An 18,570-nucleotide genomic window follows, 5' to 3' on the forward strand; every position below is an offset into this window, starting at 1 on the left:
TCGCTTGAGGATAGCAGAAATAAAAACAGCGACGTTAAGGCGTCGCTGTTTCTACTATTAAGTATGGTTAAGGAAGTTAAACCGTGAAGCGTCCCACCAAGTCGTACAGCTCGTTAGCTTTGTGGTTAAGGTTACCACTGCCTGCACGGTTTTGGTTGGCAAGGTGCGCCGATTGGCTGCTTTGTTGAGAGATGACTTCGATGCGTTGTGAAATCTCTTGCCCAACTTGGCTTTGTTCTTCGGTTGCCGTTGCGATCAAGGTGTTCATGTCCATGATGTTAGCAATTGCGGCTTGGATTTCTTGCAGTGCGGCAGAGGCTGCTCGTGCTTCCTCAACCGTTGCTTCACCACGCGCTTGGCTTGAGCCCATGGCTTTCACTGCCGCATCCGAGCCAGACTTCAATTGCTCAATCATTTGGTGAATTTCGCCTGTGCTGTCTTGAGTGCGACTCGCCAGTTTACGAACCTCATCGGCAACGACTGCGAAGCCGCGACCTTGTTCGCCTGCACGGGCTGCTTCAATGGCTGCGTTCAGTGCCAATAGGTTAGTTTGCTCGGCTATATCCTGAATCACTTCCAGAGAAGAAGAAATGTTTTTTACGTCGCTCTCTAAACGAGAAATCACCGTGCTGGCTTCCGACACCTCTAGCGCGAGTGCTTCGACAGAGTTCGCTGCTGAATCAACAATGTGTTTTGCTTGTTGTGAGTTTTCATCGGCGTCTCTGGCTGATTGCGCTGCTTGGTTAGCGTTGTTTGAAATCTCGTGCGCCGTTGCTGTCATCTCGGTCATTGCCGCTGCGACTTGTTCGGTTTCTTCACGTTGACCAGAAGCTAATTCATCCACTTGCGATGCACGCTGTGACATCTCGTTGGTCTCTGAAACCACTTCTTGTCCTACGTGGCTAACGCTCTTAATGATGCCTTGCAGGCTTTCAACGAAGATATTGAAGTTACGGCTAAGTTGGGTGAACTCCGGCACGCTCGATTCTTCCATGCGCGCGGTTAAATCTGCATCGCCTTGCGCGAAAGAGTGAATTGAAGCATCAAACTGCTCAATAGGCTTCATGATGCTGCGGTTAACAAACACGGCAAAGACTGCAACTATCGCTGTAATCGAGGCACAAAACAGGGCAATTGCCGTCAGTGTGGTGTTGAGATCTTCGTGTGCGGCTTTTTCCATGTCTGCCACAATGGCGTCGATATCGTCCGTGTAGAAACCCGTTCCCAACATCAAGTCCCATTCAGGAATAAAGACTGAGTAGCTCAGTTTCGGTAGTGCTTCACTCTGACCGAGTTTCGGGAAGTAATAAGTCGTGAACTCACCAGTTTTGGCATTTTTTAGCAAATCCTGAATCAGGTAATTGCCTTTCTTGTCCTGCAAGTTATAGAAGTTTTCCCCGATGCCTTTGGTGTTTTTACCCACCACGACGCGAACGCCTTTTGAATCATAACCAAAGATGTAGCCGGATTGACCAAACTCTAGTTGTTTCAAGATAGGCAGAGCCTCTTCCAGTGGGGCATTTTGTGCGAGTAGCGGCTCGACAGCGGAACGCGCCATTTGTACGTAACTTTTGAGTTCGGCTTTTTTCATCTCCATCATTCGACTTCGAGTTTGCTCAATCTCGTGCTCGTTGTAGGCCGTGGTTTGTACGTAGGTGAACCACATCATGCCTATTGCCATAGTTAGAATTGGAATTATTGAAAGGATATATAGTCGTTTTCTGATCGTCAGATTCATAGAGACGTCCTTCTCTCGGCGCAGCGTTACAAGTGACAAGCTGAATAAGCTTGCCTGATAAAAGTGTTAATACTTATTGTTGTAATGCTTAGAGATTAACCGAGTTACTCAATCAGAAGTACTGGAAATTTGTAAATCTAGACGAAGGTCGTAGCATTTTTAAGCGGGATCACAATTAACGTGAACACGACCCACTATTGCAACGAGAAGTCCCCGTTAACCAATATGAGACGCGATACCTATTCTTTGCGAATTTGAGGTAAAGCCAGTCAGCAACAGGTTTAACGAGGCGCCAACGCAGTGGAGCGTAGAGCCAACCGCGACCAACTAATTGCCACGCACGATGAGTCACGTCCAACCCAAGCAGAAGTTCCCCCTTTTCGTTGAGGGCGTGCAAAATGGTGTTGGCTTGTTCAGGATCTATCTGAGGATAATCTGAGAATGCATCACTATAGATATCGACGGTTTTGATGTGCTGCTTGGCATCGCGTTGTTTTAGCGCCTTCATCTCTTTGGCACAAAGCGGGCAGGTTCCGTCATAAAATATGATGAGTTTTGTCATTGCGGTTTTCTTGTTTGAGATTTTCTAATCGCTTTTACGTGGCGAATTTTCTTTTGGTTCATTGTTTTGCAAGTAATGCAGCCAATTGTCGCGAATGTTGCCGTAATTGAATTGGCAGAACTCTTTGCGATCACGCAGGTAGTCTTTTTCTACTTCATCGAGTAAGGCTTTGTATTGCTCAGGATCACTACCGTACACCAGACATAACGTTGAAAAGTAACGCTGCAAATCAAAGCTGTGTTCGTCAATGTACTCGCCAAAATCGTAGTAGTCCGGTCTGTCGTCGGATTCGAATGCGAACATGTCGGCGGCGCTAATGGCCATATCTGCGCCATCTTCTAGGAAGTCAATCATTAAAATAGTGGCAAAATTATCGACCGCATCTTCTTCTTTTCCGAGAACAGGGATGCTTTGATCTTCGATGTAAGCATGTCCAGCTTCATGAAGTAAAGTGTGCAATAACGTATCTAGCGCCCCTGTTTTTGGGGATTTTCCGAAGCGTTCTTCATACTGATTATTGGAGAAGTAATTGAGCGACTCCAAATAAAAAGTGTAAGGAACGTATATTGTGTGTGTATCAGGATCATACATTGGACCATCTTCTCCGCCGTAAACCAGCGTGAGAGCTTTATCAAATGGAAAGTAGGCCTGAGACAGCTCAACAAAGATGGTGTTTACATCGCTGCTTTGAATCGATTGTTGGGCGATTTTTTCATGAGTTGTCTCTATGGGAGAATATTGAATACGAATGTTTTCAGCTGCTGTAGCTGATGAGACGACGCTGAGTAATAGCGCAGGGCAAAGAGAATGAATGTTCATGTGGGACTCTTGTTATTGAATAACTTGTATAAAAAATTATACATGTTTTTGTCTGATGCATAGTTGGGGTTGTACTCATCAGCCAAAGTCGGGGCATCGGTCTCGAAAAGCAATCATGATAACATCGCATATTTCGGCTGCTTGGTTCTCTAGGGCGTTTATCAAGACCTCTTGGATAAGAACGGCGGTGAAGTTATTGGCTATGCATCGTTTTCTAAGAAGCTTACTGAGTAACTGTGCTTCGATCTTTATCTGTGAAAATGATAATAGGCAGTTAATCATTGCAAGGTTTAACCATGGGGTTGGTGAATGTCACTGAATTGAAGAAAATTATCAGCGATATGTTATAATCCTGCTCCGTTGTGACGAAAACGTTTGTTGCAGCCTGAGAGTTTCCTTGGATTCGGCTCGTTTATACACCATGAGCCAGAGTTGAAAAGCTACGACAGGAACAGGCAAACCCAATTGTTTTGAACGCGCTCTCGGCGTTTAGCGGTTACAACGGGAAGGAACTTTGTTTGATAGTAATTGACACATTCTGTTTAAGTAAGGGAGCCCGAAGTGGTTCAGAAAGTGTCACCCAGAATTTACTCACAACACAACACCCCAAGCGATAACGCACAGGTATTGCGAGGGGCCATTTGAAGGAGCTGTATCAGCTCCTTTCACATTTAAGGGCTTGCTAACAGCGTAAAAACTGACACATCGCTTAAGGAGCGCCCCTTAAACTAGCCTAAGGCGCATCTACACCAACTTTTTGAGTATTTTCGAAACAATAAAGCGAGAAAATTTGCTATTGAACGAAGGTTAAACTAACACTCATTCATTACGGAGAATGAAGAGAACAATAATAAGAGGCGATATGAATCATTTAATATCTGTAGGTGCACTGGAGTCCTTCTTGGTCGCAATCAGTGTGCTTTTCCTGGGGCATTTTATTAATGCTAAGCTACCGATTTTAAAGAAATTCAACATACCTGAGCCGATTGTAGGTGGTCTTATTGTAGCCTGCATGATTACTGCTCTTCATTTCAACGGCATCGATTTAGAGTTCGACTTGCCATTACAAAATACGTTTATGTTAATGTTTTTTGCGACAGTTGGTTTGGCCGCAAATTACACTCAGTTGATGAAAGGAGGTGCGAAGGTTTTTATCTTCTTAGCTGTCGCATCGTTTTACATCATCATACAAAACGGCGTTGGCGTTTCACTTGCGGCGGCGCTCGGTTTAGATCCTTTGATGGGGTTAATTGCTGGCTCGATTACTCTGTCTGGTGGTCATGGTACAGGTGCTGCGTGGTCACAAACCTTTCAAGACGTGTATGGATTGGATAACGTCTTAGAAATTGCAATGGCATCAGCGACTTTTGGTTTGATCATCGGCGGTATCATTGGTAGCCCTGTAGCGCAGCGTCTGGTGGAAAAGAACAGCATAGAGTCTGAGTATGGTCGTGGTGGTCGAGATGCCAAAACTCACGAGAAATTCCCGGAGTTGGTGACTTACAATGAATACGAAGAAGATAAAGTAACGGCGAAAAAAGTGGTGGAGAAACTCTTCTTCTTACTGATTTGTGTTACTGGGGCCAAGTATGTCGAGCAATGGGTAAGCACGTATGAAATCTCATGGCTGATGATTCCAGACTTCGTATATGCGCTATTCATTGGTGTGATCATTACGAATTTCTTGGAAGTGACCAAAATTCGTAAGTTAGATGCCGAAACGGTCGATATGTTAGGTACGGTATCGCTATCTCTATTCCTAGCGATGGCTCTGATGAGCTTGAAGTTATGGAATATCTTTGATCTAGCGATTCCATTCTTGGTTATTTTAGCTGTGCAGTCTGTCGTCTTAGCTATCTTTACGTACTATGTTACGTTCAAAGTGATGGGAAGCAACTACGATGCTGCGGTTATTGCAGGGGGGCACTGCGGTTTTGGCTTGGGTGCAACCCCAACAGCCGTAATGAACATGGGTTCGATCGTTAACCGATTTGGCCCGTCGCCGCAGGCATTTATGGTGGTGCCAATTGTGGGGGCTTTCTTTATCGACATCGTTAACTTAATCATTTTACAAGGTTACATTTCATTCCTTGGTTAAATTTAAGTTCATGATCTCCTAAGGTCGAAATAAAAACGGTCACAACACTGGTTGTGACCGTTTTTTTATGACTTGGTTTGGTCGTTTATTGAACGAAGCATTATTGGATAGTTCGGCTGAACTTGAGGCTAGCTGTCCAACCAAGAATACCAATGAAGGCGTAAATGCCAACGTTTAACCAACCTGCTTGAGGAATGGCATTGAATGGGTTTGGTGTAATAATGGCGTGCAGCGGAAGGTAAAGCACTTCGGAGAAAAACTGATCTAGCCCGTAGAAACCAAAAAGTGCGATAGGCATCCAACGCAGCGCATAAATGGCGATAAACAAAATGACCAGTGGTGAGTTCACTTTTTGTGAAATAGCCATCGCAGTTAATGCCAGCGGTAACAGCAGAATACCGGCGAACAACATTCTGATTAAAAACTCTCCCCAATGCAGCAGCACGTAACCTAACGAGGCTTGGCGGTACAATAAAGCCAATTGGTGATCAGTAGAGATGTTCAGCAACCACAACATTAAATTTGCAGCGAGTACGAGCACCGAGCAGACGAGCGGAATCACCAATAAGCCAAATCCTAGCTTCACTAAATGGGTTTTTATGTCACTGACAGGCATACTGCGCCAAAACATAATGCTGCCTTCCGCCCGTTCTTTGCGTAGCGTTCTTGGGAAGTACTGAACGGCTAACAAGATAGACAGCAGCCCTGCTCCTCCGGTAATCAACATATTGACATCATCACCAAGCTCTTTATGAATGTCACTGACATCGCCACCAAAGCTCATTTGGAAAAACATATTGTGTTGTAGAGTGTCGTTACTCATTAAACTCACAAAGAGAATAACTCCACACGCCAACACAAACAGTGGAATACGTAAAACAAGAGGGTTTTCTAACCACTCTTTTTGCAACATCGCGACAACTGAACGCATTACGCTGCCTCCTTCTGCAATGCTAAAAATAGATCCGCTAACTTCACCCCATGGATGGAACCCATTGTTTCTGCTTGTTGGGCATACTGGGCTTTGAGTAACCATTTCGTTGAACCGAGGCCTTTTTGTGACGAGAGTGGGTTCATCGCTTCAATTTGTGTGCGGTGCTCGTCGTTGGCTTCAAGAATGAAATAGTCTTCACTGATACTGTCCATCGAGGTTTGCAGAACGGGGCGACCATGCTTAAGAATCAGAACATCTGTCAGCAAGTGCTCAATCTCTGATACTTCATGACTGGCGATGATCAACACGCGCTCGCCGTCGTGAAACCATTCCAATAAGTGACGATAAAACGTCTCGCGATACACGAGATCTAACCCGAGTGTCGGTTCATCCAATATGAGGATTTGGGTGTTGGTCGCGATCACAATCGCGAGGTGCAATTGCACCTTCATCCCTTTGGATAAAGATTTGATGCGCGCACGAGGTTTGATGTCCGTTTGACGAAGCAGTGTATCTGCTTGGGCGCGATTGAACCCTGGATGCACGCCTTCGGTATAGTGAAGCAGTTGAGCAACGGTCATCCAATCTGGCAGAACGTTGACATCCGAGATGTAGGATAAGCTCTGCATTATCTTGTCGCGTTGCATAATGGGTTCAAATCCGTTGATACGAATAGTGCCCTGATATTCATGTGCGCCGAGTAGCGCATTAATAAGCGTTGATTTACCTGCGCCATTATGGCCGAGTAAGCCAAGTACTTGTCCTGCATGTAGGTCGAAACTCACTTCATGCAGTGCTTCTCCTTGTTGCTGATATTGCTTGGAGACGTTGTTTACACTGACTAATGCGCTCATTGGTCACCTTTCAAGTGTGGTTTTAGTTGTTGAATGAATTCGTCGAGTGACATATCCAGACGCTGTATTGTGTCGGCTATCTGCGGAATTTGTTGCTGAAGAAAACGTGCCTTCTCGTCTGCGAGTAATTTGAGCTTTGCTCCTGAAGCGACAAACATACCTTGACCGCGTTTTTTCTCCACTAGCCCGTCATCAACAAGCAATTGATAGCCTTTCATAACGGTGAGGTGGTTAATTTTCATATCTGCAGAGATGCTACGGACGGAGGGCAGAGCATCGCCTTCTTGCCAGACACCTTGCAGTATTTGCTGCGTGATCTGGTCTGCCAACTGTCGAAATATCGGTTGGCGATCATGCCAATTAGTCATGAGTGAATCTCTTGGTTGAGATGGTGTTATATATATGTATAACACCTAGTGCGTTAGAGAGAAAGTAATAATTTAAAACCTAGTGTATCCGCCTGTCTCATTCGCTCTAAATATCCACCTATGTGGTCGTTGTTTTGAGGTTTTGTTTTATATGGAAATTAATTGCTTCTCATAAGTTGAGAAGTGTTGTTTTTCTCTTCCCATCAATACACTTATCGCCTGTTCTAAATGAATATTCTCACTGAATGATAATTAGCATAATTTTAGGTCTGCCTATTTCTTACTTGATGAGAATCAATGGTCAAAGAGGCCTAGAAAACAAAAGTTTCGAGAGGCAATCTGACTGGCTTAGGCACCTATCTCACGTTGAGCGCGTGCTCAATGAATGAGAAAGAGTAGAGTAAAGAGGTCTCATGAATCAGGTAATATCTATCGGCCCACAGGAGTCGTTCCTCGTCGCAATTTGCGTGTTGTTTTTAGGGCAGTTCATCAATACCAAGTTACCAACCTTAAAAAAATTTAATATTCCAGAGCCAATTGTTGGTGGTCTAGTGGTCGCTTGCGTAATCACGACGATGCACTTAAACGGTGTGGATGTTTCCTTTGATTTACCACTGCAAAACGTCTTTATGCTGATGTTTTTTGCAACCGTTGGCTTAGCGGCAAATTACACCCAACTGATTAAAGGCGGTGCGAAGGTTTTCATCTTCCTAGTTGTGGCATCGGTCTACATTCTTATCCAAAATGCGGTCGGCGTGTCCTTAGCAACAGCGTTGGGGTTAGATCCACTCATGGGGTTGATCGCCGGATCCATTACGCTTTCTGGCGGACATGGAACTGGAGCTGCGTGGTCGCAAACTTTTCAAGAAATGTATGGTTTGCATAATGTTCTAGAGGTGGCAATGGCTTCTGCTACATTTGGCTTGGTGATGGGCGGGATTATTGGCAGCCCTGTTGCACAAAAGCTACTAAACAAACACAACTTGGAATCGGAATACGGACGCACCAATCAAAGTCATCAGAGTTTCCCTGAACTGGTGACGTACAACGAACATGAGGAAGATCGTGTCACAGCGAAAAGAGTCGTTGAAAGCTTGTCCATCATTTTACTTTGCGTGACAGGCGCGAAGTATCTGGAGAGTTGGGTAAGCAGTTTTGACATCAAGTGGCTAATGATTCCCGATTTTGTGTATGCGCTGTTTATTGGTGTTGTTATCACTAACATCATGGAAGTGACGAAGGCGCGCAAGGTTGATTTAGAAACCGTTGATATTCTTGGCACAGTTGCACTATCTCTATTTCTTGCCATGGCCTTGATGAGTTTGAAATTGTGGAATATTTTCGATCTTGCGATCCCATTCCTTATTATTCTTGCTATTCAGTCGGCAGTGTTGGCGATGTTCACTTACTACGTAACATTCCGCATGATGGGAGGCAACTACGATGCGGCGGTGATCGCTAGCGGACACTGCGGTTTTGGGTTAGGTGCTACACCGACTGCAGTCATGAATATGGGCTCCATCGTGAGTCGATATGGTCCATCACCACAAGCATTTATGGTGGTTCCAATTGTCGGTGCATTCTTCATCGACATTGTGAATTTAGTGATTTTGCAAGGATGCATCGCTTTTATTAAATAACATTCGCTTTTTTACCGAAATAACAAAGCCAGCACCTATACGCTGGCTTTGCTATTTGTAACACGAAATCTTGTTTGCCTGACTTCAAGCCGTGAAATCAATACGTTACTATGACGACATAGTGTTCAATTTTGCAGCAGCATGAGGTACCCACATGTCTGAAAAAATATCGACGTCGGCATTAGCGAAAATGCGCAAGGTAGAAGCTAAGCTGCTGTTTGCCGATCTCAAACGTGCAGGCTACATCGTTCGCCAAGATGAAAAGTGGATTTTGACCGAAGAAGGGGCAAAGTTTGGCGGTGAGTATGTGGATCACCCTAAATTTGGCCAGTTCATCGTCTGGCCGACCAACTTACATATTGAGCTGACTCCCAGCTCAGGGAAAACATTGAGCGCGACACAACTGGGTGAAAAGCTGAAATTGAATGCGAAGCGCATGAACCAGCTTTTGAGTGAACTGGGTTGGTTGACCAAATCCGAAGAGGGGTGGAGTGTCACAGAAGCTGGTGTGCGCGCTGGTGGGCAGCAAAGAACCGATAAAGAAACACAAAATACCTTTGTCGTATGGCACGATGTGGTGCTGCGTAACAAGCGTCTTAAGCAGTCTGTCATTGAGTTTTTAGGGCAAGACGCGGAGTCACATTCTACGGATAAATCGTACTCAAGCTTTCGCCAAAAATTTGAAGCCAAGCACCGAACATTAGATGGGCATTACGTGCGCTCTAAGGGGGAGTTGCTCATCGACAACTGGCTGTACTTGGCTGGTGTTGTGCACGCTTATGAGCGTCAGTTGCCGATTGACCAAGATGTCACTAGCGATTTTTACTTGCCAGGTGGCAAAGTCTATTTGCAATTTTGGGGAAGTGACGATGGGGAGATGGCTCAGGCCGACCGTGAGACCATTCGTACTGTTTATGAGCAGCATCATTTCAATCTTATCGAAGTCGAACCGAGTGAACTAGACAAGTTGGATGAAGTGCTTCCTAAGCGTCTTCGTCAGTTTGGTATTAAAGCTTATTGACGACTTAAGCCCGCTGTTCAGATAAGAAAAAACCCGTGTTCAACACGGGTTTTGTATTTTTAGTGTGTTTCTAGGCTGCCATCCTATGGGTTATAGGCTGCCATCCTATGGGTTAAAAGCCTTTGATGTTTTCTGCTTCTAGCTCAGAGAAGTACTTCACTGTCTTCACTTTCAGTTCTTGTTGAGCTGGTTCGTCGCATACGATCACCGCTTTAGGGTGAAGTTGAAGAGCAGAAACTGTCCATAGGTGGTTTACACAACCTTCCACGGCTGCTTCAAGTGCCTGAGCTTTGTTATGGCCAGTGACCAAGATCATCACTTCTTCTGAGTCTAGAAGCGTACCAACACCGATAGTCAGCGCGTATTTAGGCACTTGGTTGATATCGCCGTCAAAGAAGCGAGAGTTCGCAATGCGAGTGTCTTCAGTGAGGGTCTTGATGCGAGTACGAGAAGAAAGAGATGACGCTGGCTCGTTGAACGCGATGTGACCGTCGTTACCCACGCCGCCCATGAACAGGTTGATCTTGCCGTAAGACTTAATTTTGTCTTCGTAACGCTTACATTCTGCGTCGTGATCGTCTGTGTTACCGTTCAGTAGGTTGATATTTTCTTCTTGAATATCAATGTGATTAAAGAAGTTGTTGTACATGAACGAGCGGTAAGATTCTGGGTGATCCGCAGGGATGCCAATGTACTCATCCATGTTAAAAGTCACGACGTTTTTGAAGCTGACTTCGCCGGCTTGGTAAAGCTCGATTAGGGCTTTGTAGGTTGCTAGAGGAGTGCCACCAGTTGGTAGACCCAGAACGAATGGACGCTCAGCAGTAGGTTTAAAGTCGTTGATACGCTTAGCGATATGCGCAGCTGCCCACTTACCTACTTGTGCTGCTCGAGTTAACGGGATAAGTCTCATTTTGTGCCCCTAGTTATTGGAATTGACGATGTACTGAAACATTAATTCGCATTATAAAATAAGTAATGGCGAACTGCTATTGTTTTAGGTCAAAATTTTGCTTTTTCTTTAACCAATGTTGGTTTTGTCGACGATTTTTATATCTAAATGCTTTTATAAGACGATTTTTTACAAAGAAATTGCATTATGAAACTGACGAATCAATAGATAAAATTTATGATCTAAATTAAGTTCTGCCTTCGCACTTAACCTTGTTTTTTAACAACCTACAGAGTGCGAAATCGCACACGAACTTCAAATATTATGGGTTAGATATGGCATGGCGCTCATTCTTTAACCATAATTGAAATGTGTAAACCAGTGAGGAATTCGGTATGAAAAATGAGTTAGATCCGAGCAAAGTACTACAGGCTTACGAATGTGTGATGAACAACGGTACGCCAACCGAATTTGGTAAAATGTATGAAGGTGTAGAAGCGTTTTCTGACTACGATGGGTACAACGTTTTCTTGAGAGGAAATGGTGTTGAGCTAAAAATTGGCTTCCACAACACCTATCACTTGGAATATGACCAAGAGCATTTGAAAGAGAGCTTTCTGAAAAAGATTGCGACGCTCGCCAAGTAAACGGTCATCACCCAAATATTAAAAAAGCCCTTGGGAGAATGCCCCCTTGGGCTTTAGGAGAAGAAATGAGCTTGTATTGCTCGCTCAGTAAAGTCAAACGAGCTTTCGCCTACTGCTAGAAAAAGGCGAGAACTAGGTAGGTTATTGGTTATTAATCGTCTTCAACCAAACTCTCTTCAATGTATTCTTCTGTGGCGTCAGGCTTGTTACGACCATTTAGCGTATGGAAGCGCTTGCGACCACGAGCAAGTTGGGTGTACTTTAGCCACGTACGCTCAAGTTTTGTTTTTGCTTTGCCCGGGTTTTCTAACACCTTGATGAAGTGTTTCTCTTCGCTGTTTTCAGGTGTTAATTCGCCTGACTCTAAGCCAAGCATTGTATCCCCATAAATTGTTAGGATTTCCTCTTCTGAAAGAGTAAAATCGCCAGACTTTGCAAAGCCGCGTGGGAATTTTACGTTATCGTAAAAACGTTTTTTGCCATGACGGAATTCAGTGTCAGACATGTCAACAGCCTCTGTAACCGTTATTGATGAATGTAGTGAACTTACGGCGAAAATTAGGCTTAAATCTAACAAAAGAAAAACAAAACTTTTTTGTCGTCATGATTTTAATTAGTTGTTAATCTGGTTTTATATTAACCAGGAGATGGTTTATGGATGTAAAAGTCTTTCGAACATTTTTAGAGCTGGCAAGAGTTCGTCACTTCGGACGTGCTGCTGAGAACCTTTATATTACCCAAGCCGCTGTGAGCGCACGTATCAAACAATTGGAAAGTTACTTCGATACGCAATTGTTTATTCGTGATCGAAATAACATAAAGTTGACCTCTGCAGGTGAGCGCTTAATCAGCTATGCCGAGGTAATGGTCACTACATTGCAACAAGCGAAGCTAGAATTATCGCTTGAAGATGGCAAAGCGCTGCAACTAACGTTAGGTGGCACGCCAAACATTTGGGACGCTTATTTACAGAATTGTTTAAGTGTCGTCACAGATTCGTTTGGTGGTTATGGCTTCATGGCAGAAGTGATGGGACGTGAGATGCTCAGTCGTAGCTTGCTAGAGCGCACGTTAGATATGGCATTTGCGTTCGATCAGATCAAAGCTGATGAGCTTAACTGTAAAAAAGTGGCAGATGTTGTTCTCGTTCTGGTATCAACTGAGAAAGATTCTTTAGACACCGTTTTCGAAAACAAATATGTGTACGTTGACTGGGGGACGCGTTTCTCCTCAGAGCATTCTGAGCGTCACCCTAAGATTCCGGCTCCATATTTACGCACTTCAACAGCGCGTATCGCATTGGACTTTATTTTAGAGAAGGGTGGAGCCGCGTACTTACCAATCTCTCTCGTGGAGCCATTTATCGCTAATGGGCAGCTTCACAAGGTGTCTGGAGTAGAAGATTGGTGTCGCCCTATCTATTTGAGCTATCGTAAAGCTAGCTCGTCTGTAGACGCGATTAAGCAAGTGGAAGAAATTGTCAAAGAGATCGATCCACTGACCGCTTACAGTTTTCAGCAAATTGGTTCTGGCACTTCCGACGAATAGCGTTGAATGAAAAGTCAGAAAAACGAAAAAGCCGCCTTGAGAAATCAAGGCGGCTTTGTTTTTATCTCGATGAATCGATAGTTATGGTAAGTCAAACAACAGGGCTGTTGTGCTTTCGTTTGATGTATTGCGCAAAACAACCTTACTCTGGTGTTCAACCTTCGCGCCGTCGCCAGCCGTCAAAGTGGTATTGTCGACACTAAGGCTCCCAGTCACTTGATGGATGAATAGATTTCGGCCCGACTCAATCTCAAAGTTTAGTTCGCTACTTGGTTCAAGAATTAACTGATGCAAAGTCGCATCTTGCTTAATAAGTAGCGTGCCGTTTTCTCCAGTTGGAGTTGCGATAGTCGTTAACCCAGGATTGCGACCAAAATCTTTTTGCTGATAACCTGGTTTGGTTCCAAATGTGTTCGGTTGAATCCAAATCTGTAGAAACCGCAGCGTATCTTGGTTCGATGCATTGTACTCACTGTGGTAAATCCCTTTCCCTGCCGACATGAGTTGGAATTCACCTGCAGGTAGTGTTTTGACGTTACCTTCACTGTCTTTGTGTGCGATAACACCTTCCAACACATAGCTGATGATCTCCATATCACGGTGGCCATGTGTATCAAAACCCGCGCCAGGCTTGACTACATCGTCATTAATGACTCTCAGCTCAGAAAAGCCCATATGTTGAGGATCGTAGTAGCTACCAAAAGAAAACGTATGTTTGCTATCAAGCCAGCCAAAGTTTGCTCGACCTCGGTCTGCTGCATGTCTTACCGTAATCATAAGGCCTCCTTAAGAGAGCTTTTTGTTTAAAAAGTTATCTAACGCTGCTTTACCTGCGCCAGAGAACGCCAGAGAAACGCTCGCTGCCAGTAATGCCAAGCCAAACTCGTAACCGTTGTTTGCCATGAACAGGCCATTCTCAAAGTGGACAGAGAATATCGCTACCACCATCGTGAACGCCAAAGCAACCGCTGCTGGTCGAGTTAGCAGACCAAGTAAAATGAACAAGCCGCCAAAGAACTCTGCGCTGCCCGCAAGTAACGCCATGAGTACGCCAGGACCTAAACCGATAGATGCCATCCACTGACCTGTGCCTTCTAGGCCGTAGCCACCAAACCAGCCAAATAGTTTTTGTGCGCCGTGCGCCATAAAGATAATGCCGATTGGAACGCGAAGTGATAGTGCGCTGTAACCTGCGTTTGATGTGGTAATTTTCTGTAATAGTGCTTTCATGATTCTGTCCTCTGACTCTTTTCAATGAGTGGGAAGCGTGTGCTCCCGTGCTGTTGAGAACAGTTTAGGTAGAGGCGAGCATAAAAATAACGGGAGGATTTTGATAAACTCGTTCTAAAAAATTGAATGATTGGTTTTTATTTATTTAAATCAATGTCTTGATTTTTATATTCGGGTGTTTATTTGCCGATTATTGTCTGTTTTAAATCAAGGTCTGTCATTATTTTCGATAAACATTTTTGCTGTTAAACAAAAAAAAGAGCACATGTACTGTGCTCTATTGCTTTCGCTTTTAACAAGGGAGAAAGGTGTGTTAAAGAAAACCGTCAGAGGTTCATTAAGCTCTCTAATGACTCCTCTACATTGTTGTAGTGATAAGTTCGAATATTACGTCCATCCGTCGCATTAATCTGAATTTCTGAGATCTCGTTATCTGAGTCTCTTTCGATAATTCCAATAGAATGATCTACGGATTTACTGGTAATAACCTTTTGGTTTCTTAATACAATTACGCAAGTATGTAAGTCCATGCCAATTCCCTTTAGCCGACGTTGTTGTGATGTTCTGGATCTAACTTTAGTGTACAAAAGCGCTAATGCCAATAAATCTCAATATTGAGTTCCGAAAGTGGCTAATTGTGGGCGCTTAAGCAAGCTACAATAACACTATATTGAACGATGCCTATGAACAATAAATGACAAAAGGCATGAGCAAGGAAAGCACTATGTTTATTCACCCCTATACCTCACTGACCTTCGAGCAGTGTCACAAGGCGCGAGTCGCGCGAGACAGTCGTTTTGATGGGCGATTTTATGTGGCGGTAAAAACAACGGGAATCTTTTGTCGTCCGATTTGCCCGGCAAATTTGCCTAAAGAAGAAAATGTTGAGTATTTCGCTGATAAGACGCAAGCCCTTCAAGCAGGGTACCGTCCGTGTTTACGCTGTCGACCTGACAGCGCGCCTGGATCTTGGGCATGGAAAGGTGTCGAGACGACCTTTCAACGAGCGATTTCGTTAATTGATAGAGGGGAGTTGCATCACCATTCGGTGTCTGAGTTGGCTGAGCGTGTTGGGATTTCTGACCGTTACTTACGTATGTTGTTTGAGCAGTATCTAGGTATGTCACCCAAGCAGTATGCGCAATATCAGCAACTAATGTTCGCCAAACAGTTGCTTCACTCCAGCTCTATGTCGGTCACCGACGTGGGGTTTGCGTCAGGTTTTAACAGTACGCGCCGCTTTAACGATGCTTTTCAAAAGTTTCTCAAACTAACGCCTTCTCAAGTACGCCGTAAAGAGTTTGATGGTGCGGGTTGCAATCGAATTGCCTTACCTTATCGAGGTGAGTTGAATTGGTCGCACATGTTGGACTTCTATCGTTTACGAGCGGTTGAGGGGGTCGAGCAGGTGAGGGATGAGAGTTATCAGCGCAACGTTTTTTTGGATAACAGCAAAGCCTGGTTTAAAGCGACAAAAGGTGAAGGATACTTAGAACTGGCGTTTGAAATTGAAGACGTAACGAAGCTGCAAAACTTGGTGTCTGACATTCGTCGTATGTTCGATCTTGACGCTGATATTTGTACTGTTGAGCAGCATTTGGAGTATGTTGCGCCTGGGCTCGTGTCGAGTAAAGGTATTCGTATTCCTGGTGTATGGAGTGCATGGGAAGCAGGGGTTAGAGCGATTTTAGGCCAGCAAGTGTCGGTTAAAGCTGCGATTGGTCAACTTAACTTATTGGTGGCCACACTTAGTGGAGAGTCAGAAAAACGTTTTTTCCCGACTCCCAGTGATATTGCGAACGCCGACGTGAGCTTTTTGCGCATGCCGCAAAGCCGTAAAGAGACGCTAGTGCGCTTCGCCCAGTTTATGCAGGACAACTCAGAAGCTGACCCCCAACAGTGGCTAGCTTTGAAAGGCATTGGACCTTGGACCGTCAGTTATGCTCAACTGCGAGGGCAATCTCAACCCGATTGCTTTCTAGATAAAGACTTAGTGGTGAAAAAGGCGATGCAGCGTTACCCATCACTGAATACGCACACTGCGGCCCCTTGGGGAAGCTACGCGACGTTTCACTTATGGAATCAATCATGAAAACATTTTATACCGAAATGCCGAGTCCACTAGGAACGGTGACTATCCAATCGAACGCTGAGGGCTTACTTGGCATTTGGTTTGAAACATGCACCACTAAGCCGAGTGAGCTGGGGGTGCGAGACGAGCAGCATCCGGTCTTGCGCCAAGCTGTCACCCAACTGGATGAATACTTTGCTGGTCTGCGCAACGAATTCGACTTGCCCCTTGCAGCGACAGGCACTGATTTTCAAAATCAAGTTTGGCAGGCACTAACGACCATTCCATATGGGGAAACGTGGAGCTATCAAGATCTCGCGAATGCGATAGGTAACCCTAAAGCTGTGCGTGCTGTTGGGTTAGCAAACGGGAAGAATCCGATTTCTATCGTGGTACCTTGTCATCGCGTTATTGGCAAAAGCGGAAAACTGACTGGGTATGCAGGTGGAGTGGAGCGCAAGCAACGTTTGCTCGCGCTGGAGCAAGGTACACCGCTTTAAGTGAGGCGATTCTCATATTGGGATTAAGCGTGCTACACAGGGGTAACGATAGTATAGAGTTTCATATTCGTTATACGAATAGAAAAAGGACAATAAGGACATGCCTTTCAAAACGGATTTTGATGCCTTCATGAGTGAGTGTTGGCAGCATCACGAGGAAAATCCCGAACAAGTTTATGCTCAGCTAGAAACGGCTCTGAGCGAGGTGGAAGACGTTACCCAAATCGAGCGAATATTCGCATTGATGCTGCATACCGCTATTGGGCATCTCCAGTGCCCAGAACAGTTTCTTACTTGTTTAGAGCACTTTGATGAACGCAAGGTTGCTGAGAGTTTGGCATTTCAACGCAGTATTGCCGTTGCGCGCTATTTCGTAGATGGCACTGACAATATGGAATTATTGGAAGAGCAAGAACAACGCCGAGTTTACGCTTTGATTTCGAATGAACTTTCTGCACTTGCTCAGCTTGAACTGGCGAGTCAATGGTTGGTGAAAGCAGCGTTAGGAATGACGCCGAACGATGCAGAAGGGCCATTAGCGCGCGCTATAGCGATCACTGCAAACAACTTAGCATGTCAGTACGAAGCGCTGGCTGAGCGCACGTCCATGGAAAAATCGAAGATGTTAGAAGCAGCAACACTCGCGCTAGACTATTGGAAAGTGGCTGGGGGTTGGATGCAAGAAGAGCGCGCAGAGTATCGCTTAGCGATGAGCTTGCTTAAAGCGGATAAACCGCAAGAAGCCAAAGTGCATGCTGAGCGCTGTGAAGATATTTGTCAGCAACATGGTAGCGACGCGCTTGAGCTGTTCCACGCACATGACTTGCTGATGCAAGTACACTTCCATCTTAGCCAGAAATATAAAGCTAAATTGGATGAAGAGATGCAGCAGCACTGCAAAACGAGCTCGTTGACGTGATCTTCGCGTTGAATGAAAAAAGCCCCGAGCGACTGGCTGGGGGCTTTAGGGTTGTTGACTATGCAGCGATGATTATGCTGCTTGCGCTTTTGCTTGGTATCGTCCTGGTTTATGGTTCATCGCCAAAATCAAGTTCGTAGCGATGGCACCTAGAACAGATAGAGCGATAAGGTGCACATCTACAATCAACAGTGACATCACCACGATGGCACAATCTAACGCCATTTGAACTTTACCCGCTCGAACTCCAAAACGTTCCTGAAGGTACAACGCTAGAATGTTAAAGCCACCCAAACTCATTTTGTGACGGAAAATTACCAACATACCGATTCCAATCAGCCCACCACCCAAAAGTGCCGCATAGAAAGGTTCGATTCGTGAAATCTCAATCACATGATGCAGATGATCGACCGCAAAAGAGACAATCGAAACCGCAATAAAGGTATTGATAGTGAAGCGCCAACCCATGCGCATCACAGATAAAATATAAAAAGGGAGGTTAAGCGCGAAAAATATCTGACCAAAACTGAAGTCACTCACTTTGGTTAGGAAGATCGCCAAACCAGCCGTACCGCCAGTGAGCAATCCTACTTTGCTAAAAAATATCACCCCAAGTGACACCAACGCACTGCCGAGCGTCAGAGCCAAGAGGTTCTCTCTTAGGCTATGATCTTTGTCCATAAATTAATTTCCTTGGTTTAAAAACCGCGCCGGAGATAACACGTCTCA

The 18,570-nt window shown here is 44.8% G+C and carries 20 protein-coding genes; 8 read left to right on the forward strand and 12 right to left on the reverse strand.

What is annotated here, in order from left to right:
• Window positions 1–76: 76 nt before the first annotated feature.
• The 3 genes from MTF70_RS06140 to MTF70_RS06150 form a co-directional block, all read right to left on the reverse strand.
• The gene (locus tag MTF70_RS06140) at window positions 77–1,738 is read right to left on the reverse strand and encodes a methyl-accepting chemotaxis protein (protein ID WP_025768726.1); all 1,662 of its coding nucleotides are present in this window, start codon (window positions 1,736–1,738) and stop codon (window positions 77–79) included.
• A 175-nt stretch (window positions 1,739–1,913) separates the two neighbouring features.
• The gene (locus MTF70_RS06145) at window positions 1,914–2,300 is read right to left on the reverse strand and encodes a DUF393 domain-containing protein (RefSeq protein WP_025768727.1); all 387 of its coding nucleotides are present in this window, start codon (window positions 2,298–2,300) and stop codon (window positions 1,914–1,916) included.
• Window positions 2,301–2,324: 24 nt separating this feature from the next.
• A complete protein-coding gene (locus MTF70_RS06150; protein WP_025768728.1) occupies window positions 2,325–3,119 on the reverse strand; it encodes a DUF4344 domain-containing metallopeptidase in 795 nt (264 codons plus the stop codon).
• Window positions 3,120–3,981: 862 nt separating this feature from the next.
• On the opposite strand from MTF70_RS06150, the gene gltS (MTF70_RS06155) reads away from it, so the two are divergent.
• Window positions 3,982–5,217 carry a sodium/glutamate symporter gene (gene gltS / locus MTF70_RS06155; RefSeq protein ID WP_005374448.1) on the forward strand — a complete coding sequence of 412 codons (1,236 nt, stop codon included), beginning with the start codon at window positions 3,982–3,984 and terminating at the stop codon, window positions 5,215–5,217.
• A 100-nt stretch (window positions 5,218–5,317) separates the two neighbouring features.
• Here the strand turns inward: gltS (MTF70_RS06155) and MTF70_RS06160 are convergent, their stop codons facing one another.
• Genes MTF70_RS06160 through MTF70_RS06170 form a run of 3 tightly spaced genes read right to left on the reverse strand, consistent with a single transcriptional unit; the run spans window position 5,318 to window position 7,373 of the window.
• Complete coding sequence (locus MTF70_RS06160) at window positions 5,318–6,148, reverse strand: hypothetical protein (protein ID WP_054576512.1); 831 nt, start codon at window positions 6,146–6,148, stop codon at window positions 5,318–5,320.
• Window positions 6,148–7,005, reverse strand: coding sequence for an ABC transporter ATP-binding protein (locus MTF70_RS06165; RefSeq protein WP_005374445.1), 858 nt, complete (start codon window positions 7,003–7,005; stop codon window positions 6,148–6,150). Before MTF70_RS06165 ends, MTF70_RS06160 begins: the two co-directional genes overlap by 1 nt.
• Window positions 7,002–7,373, reverse strand: coding sequence for a GntR family transcriptional regulator (locus MTF70_RS06170; RefSeq protein ID WP_005374444.1), 372 nt, complete (start codon window positions 7,371–7,373; stop codon window positions 7,002–7,004). Before MTF70_RS06170 ends, MTF70_RS06165 begins: the two co-directional genes overlap by 4 nt.
• A gap of 413 nt (window positions 7,374–7,786) precedes the next feature.
• Here MTF70_RS06170 and gltS (MTF70_RS06175) point away from each other — a divergent pair, with 413 nt between their 5' ends.
• Window positions 7,787–9,013, forward strand: coding sequence for a sodium/glutamate symporter (gene gltS / locus MTF70_RS06175; RefSeq protein WP_025768732.1), 1,227 nt, complete (start codon window positions 7,787–7,789; stop codon window positions 9,011–9,013).
• A 154-nt stretch (window positions 9,014–9,167) separates the two neighbouring features.
• A complete protein-coding gene (locus MTF70_RS06180; protein ID WP_005374442.1) occupies window positions 9,168–10,034 on the forward strand; it encodes a hypothetical protein in 867 nt (288 codons plus the stop codon).
• Between the two features lie 112 nt (window positions 10,035–10,146).
• Here the strand turns inward: MTF70_RS06180 and nagB are convergent, their stop codons facing one another.
• Window positions 10,147–10,947 (reverse strand): glucosamine-6-phosphate deaminase, encoded by an 801-nt coding sequence (gene nagB, locus MTF70_RS06185; protein ID WP_005374441.1) that lies wholly within the window; start codon window positions 10,945–10,947, stop codon window positions 10,147–10,149.
• 374 nt (window positions 10,948–11,321) lie between these two features.
• On the opposite strand from nagB, the gene MTF70_RS06190 reads away from it, so the two are divergent.
• Window positions 11,322–11,573 (forward strand): DUF3081 domain-containing protein, encoded by a 252-nt coding sequence (locus MTF70_RS06190; RefSeq protein WP_005374440.1) that lies wholly within the window; start codon window positions 11,322–11,324, stop codon window positions 11,571–11,573.
• Between the two features lie 151 nt (window positions 11,574–11,724).
• Here MTF70_RS06190 and MTF70_RS06195 read toward each other — a convergent pair whose 3' ends face one another.
• Window positions 11,725–12,078, reverse strand: a complete 354-nt coding sequence (locus MTF70_RS06195; protein WP_005374439.1) for a DUF413 domain-containing protein — start codon at window positions 12,076–12,078, stop codon at window positions 11,725–11,727.
• A gap of 149 nt (window positions 12,079–12,227) precedes the next feature.
• Between MTF70_RS06195 and MTF70_RS06200 the strand changes: the two genes are divergently transcribed.
• Entirely contained in the window at window positions 12,228–13,121 is an 894-nt protein-coding gene (locus MTF70_RS06200; protein ID WP_005374436.1) for a LysR family transcriptional regulator, read from the forward strand.
• Window positions 13,122–13,202: 81 nt separating this feature from the next.
• Here the strand turns inward: MTF70_RS06200 and MTF70_RS06205 are convergent, their stop codons facing one another.
• From MTF70_RS06205 to MTF70_RS06215, 3 genes are all read right to left on the reverse strand, one after another.
• Window positions 13,203–13,898 carry a pirin family protein gene (locus MTF70_RS06205; protein ID WP_017821043.1) on the reverse strand — a complete coding sequence of 232 codons (696 nt, stop codon included), beginning with the start codon at window positions 13,896–13,898 and terminating at the stop codon, window positions 13,203–13,205.
• 9 nt (window positions 13,899–13,907) lie between these two features.
• Entirely contained in the window at window positions 13,908–14,351 is a 444-nt protein-coding gene (locus MTF70_RS06210) for a DoxX family protein (RefSeq protein WP_005374434.1), read from the reverse strand.
• Between the two features lie 326 nt (window positions 14,352–14,677).
• Window positions 14,678–14,881, reverse strand: coding sequence for a hypothetical protein (locus MTF70_RS06215; protein WP_017633816.1), 204 nt, complete (start codon window positions 14,879–14,881; stop codon window positions 14,678–14,680).
• Window positions 14,882–15,075: 194 nt separating this feature from the next.
• Here MTF70_RS06215 and MTF70_RS06220 point away from each other — a divergent pair, with 194 nt between their 5' ends.
• The 3 genes from MTF70_RS06220 (at window position 15,076) to MTF70_RS06230 (ending at window position 17,841) form a co-directional block, all read left to right on the forward strand.
• Entirely contained in the window at window positions 15,076–16,443 is a 1,368-nt protein-coding gene (locus MTF70_RS06220; protein WP_136976769.1) for an AlkA N-terminal domain-containing protein, read from the forward strand.
• Window positions 16,440–16,922: a methylated-DNA--[protein]-cysteine S-methyltransferase gene (locus MTF70_RS06225; RefSeq protein ID WP_005374431.1), complete on the forward strand. Its 483-nt coding sequence runs from the start codon at window positions 16,440–16,442 to the stop codon at window positions 16,920–16,922. Before MTF70_RS06220 ends, MTF70_RS06225 begins: the two co-directional genes overlap by 4 nt.
• A 100-nt stretch (window positions 16,923–17,022) precedes the next feature.
• Entirely contained in the window at window positions 17,023–17,841 is an 819-nt protein-coding gene (locus tag MTF70_RS06230; protein ID WP_064376354.1) for a hypothetical protein, read from the forward strand.
• A gap of 72 nt (window positions 17,842–17,913) precedes the next feature.
• Here MTF70_RS06230 and MTF70_RS06235 read toward each other — a convergent pair whose 3' ends face one another.
• Complete coding sequence (locus MTF70_RS06235) at window positions 17,914–18,522, reverse strand: YitT family protein (protein ID WP_033907220.1); 609 nt, start codon at window positions 18,520–18,522, stop codon at window positions 17,914–17,916.
• Between the last annotated feature and the right edge of the window lie 48 nt (window positions 18,523–18,570).

Origin of the sequence: Vibrio sp. 2CM40D, assembly GCF_023161825.1 — a bacterium.
Lineage (GTDB): Bacteria > Pseudomonadota > Gammaproteobacteria > Enterobacterales > Vibrionaceae > Vibrio > Vibrio alginolyticus.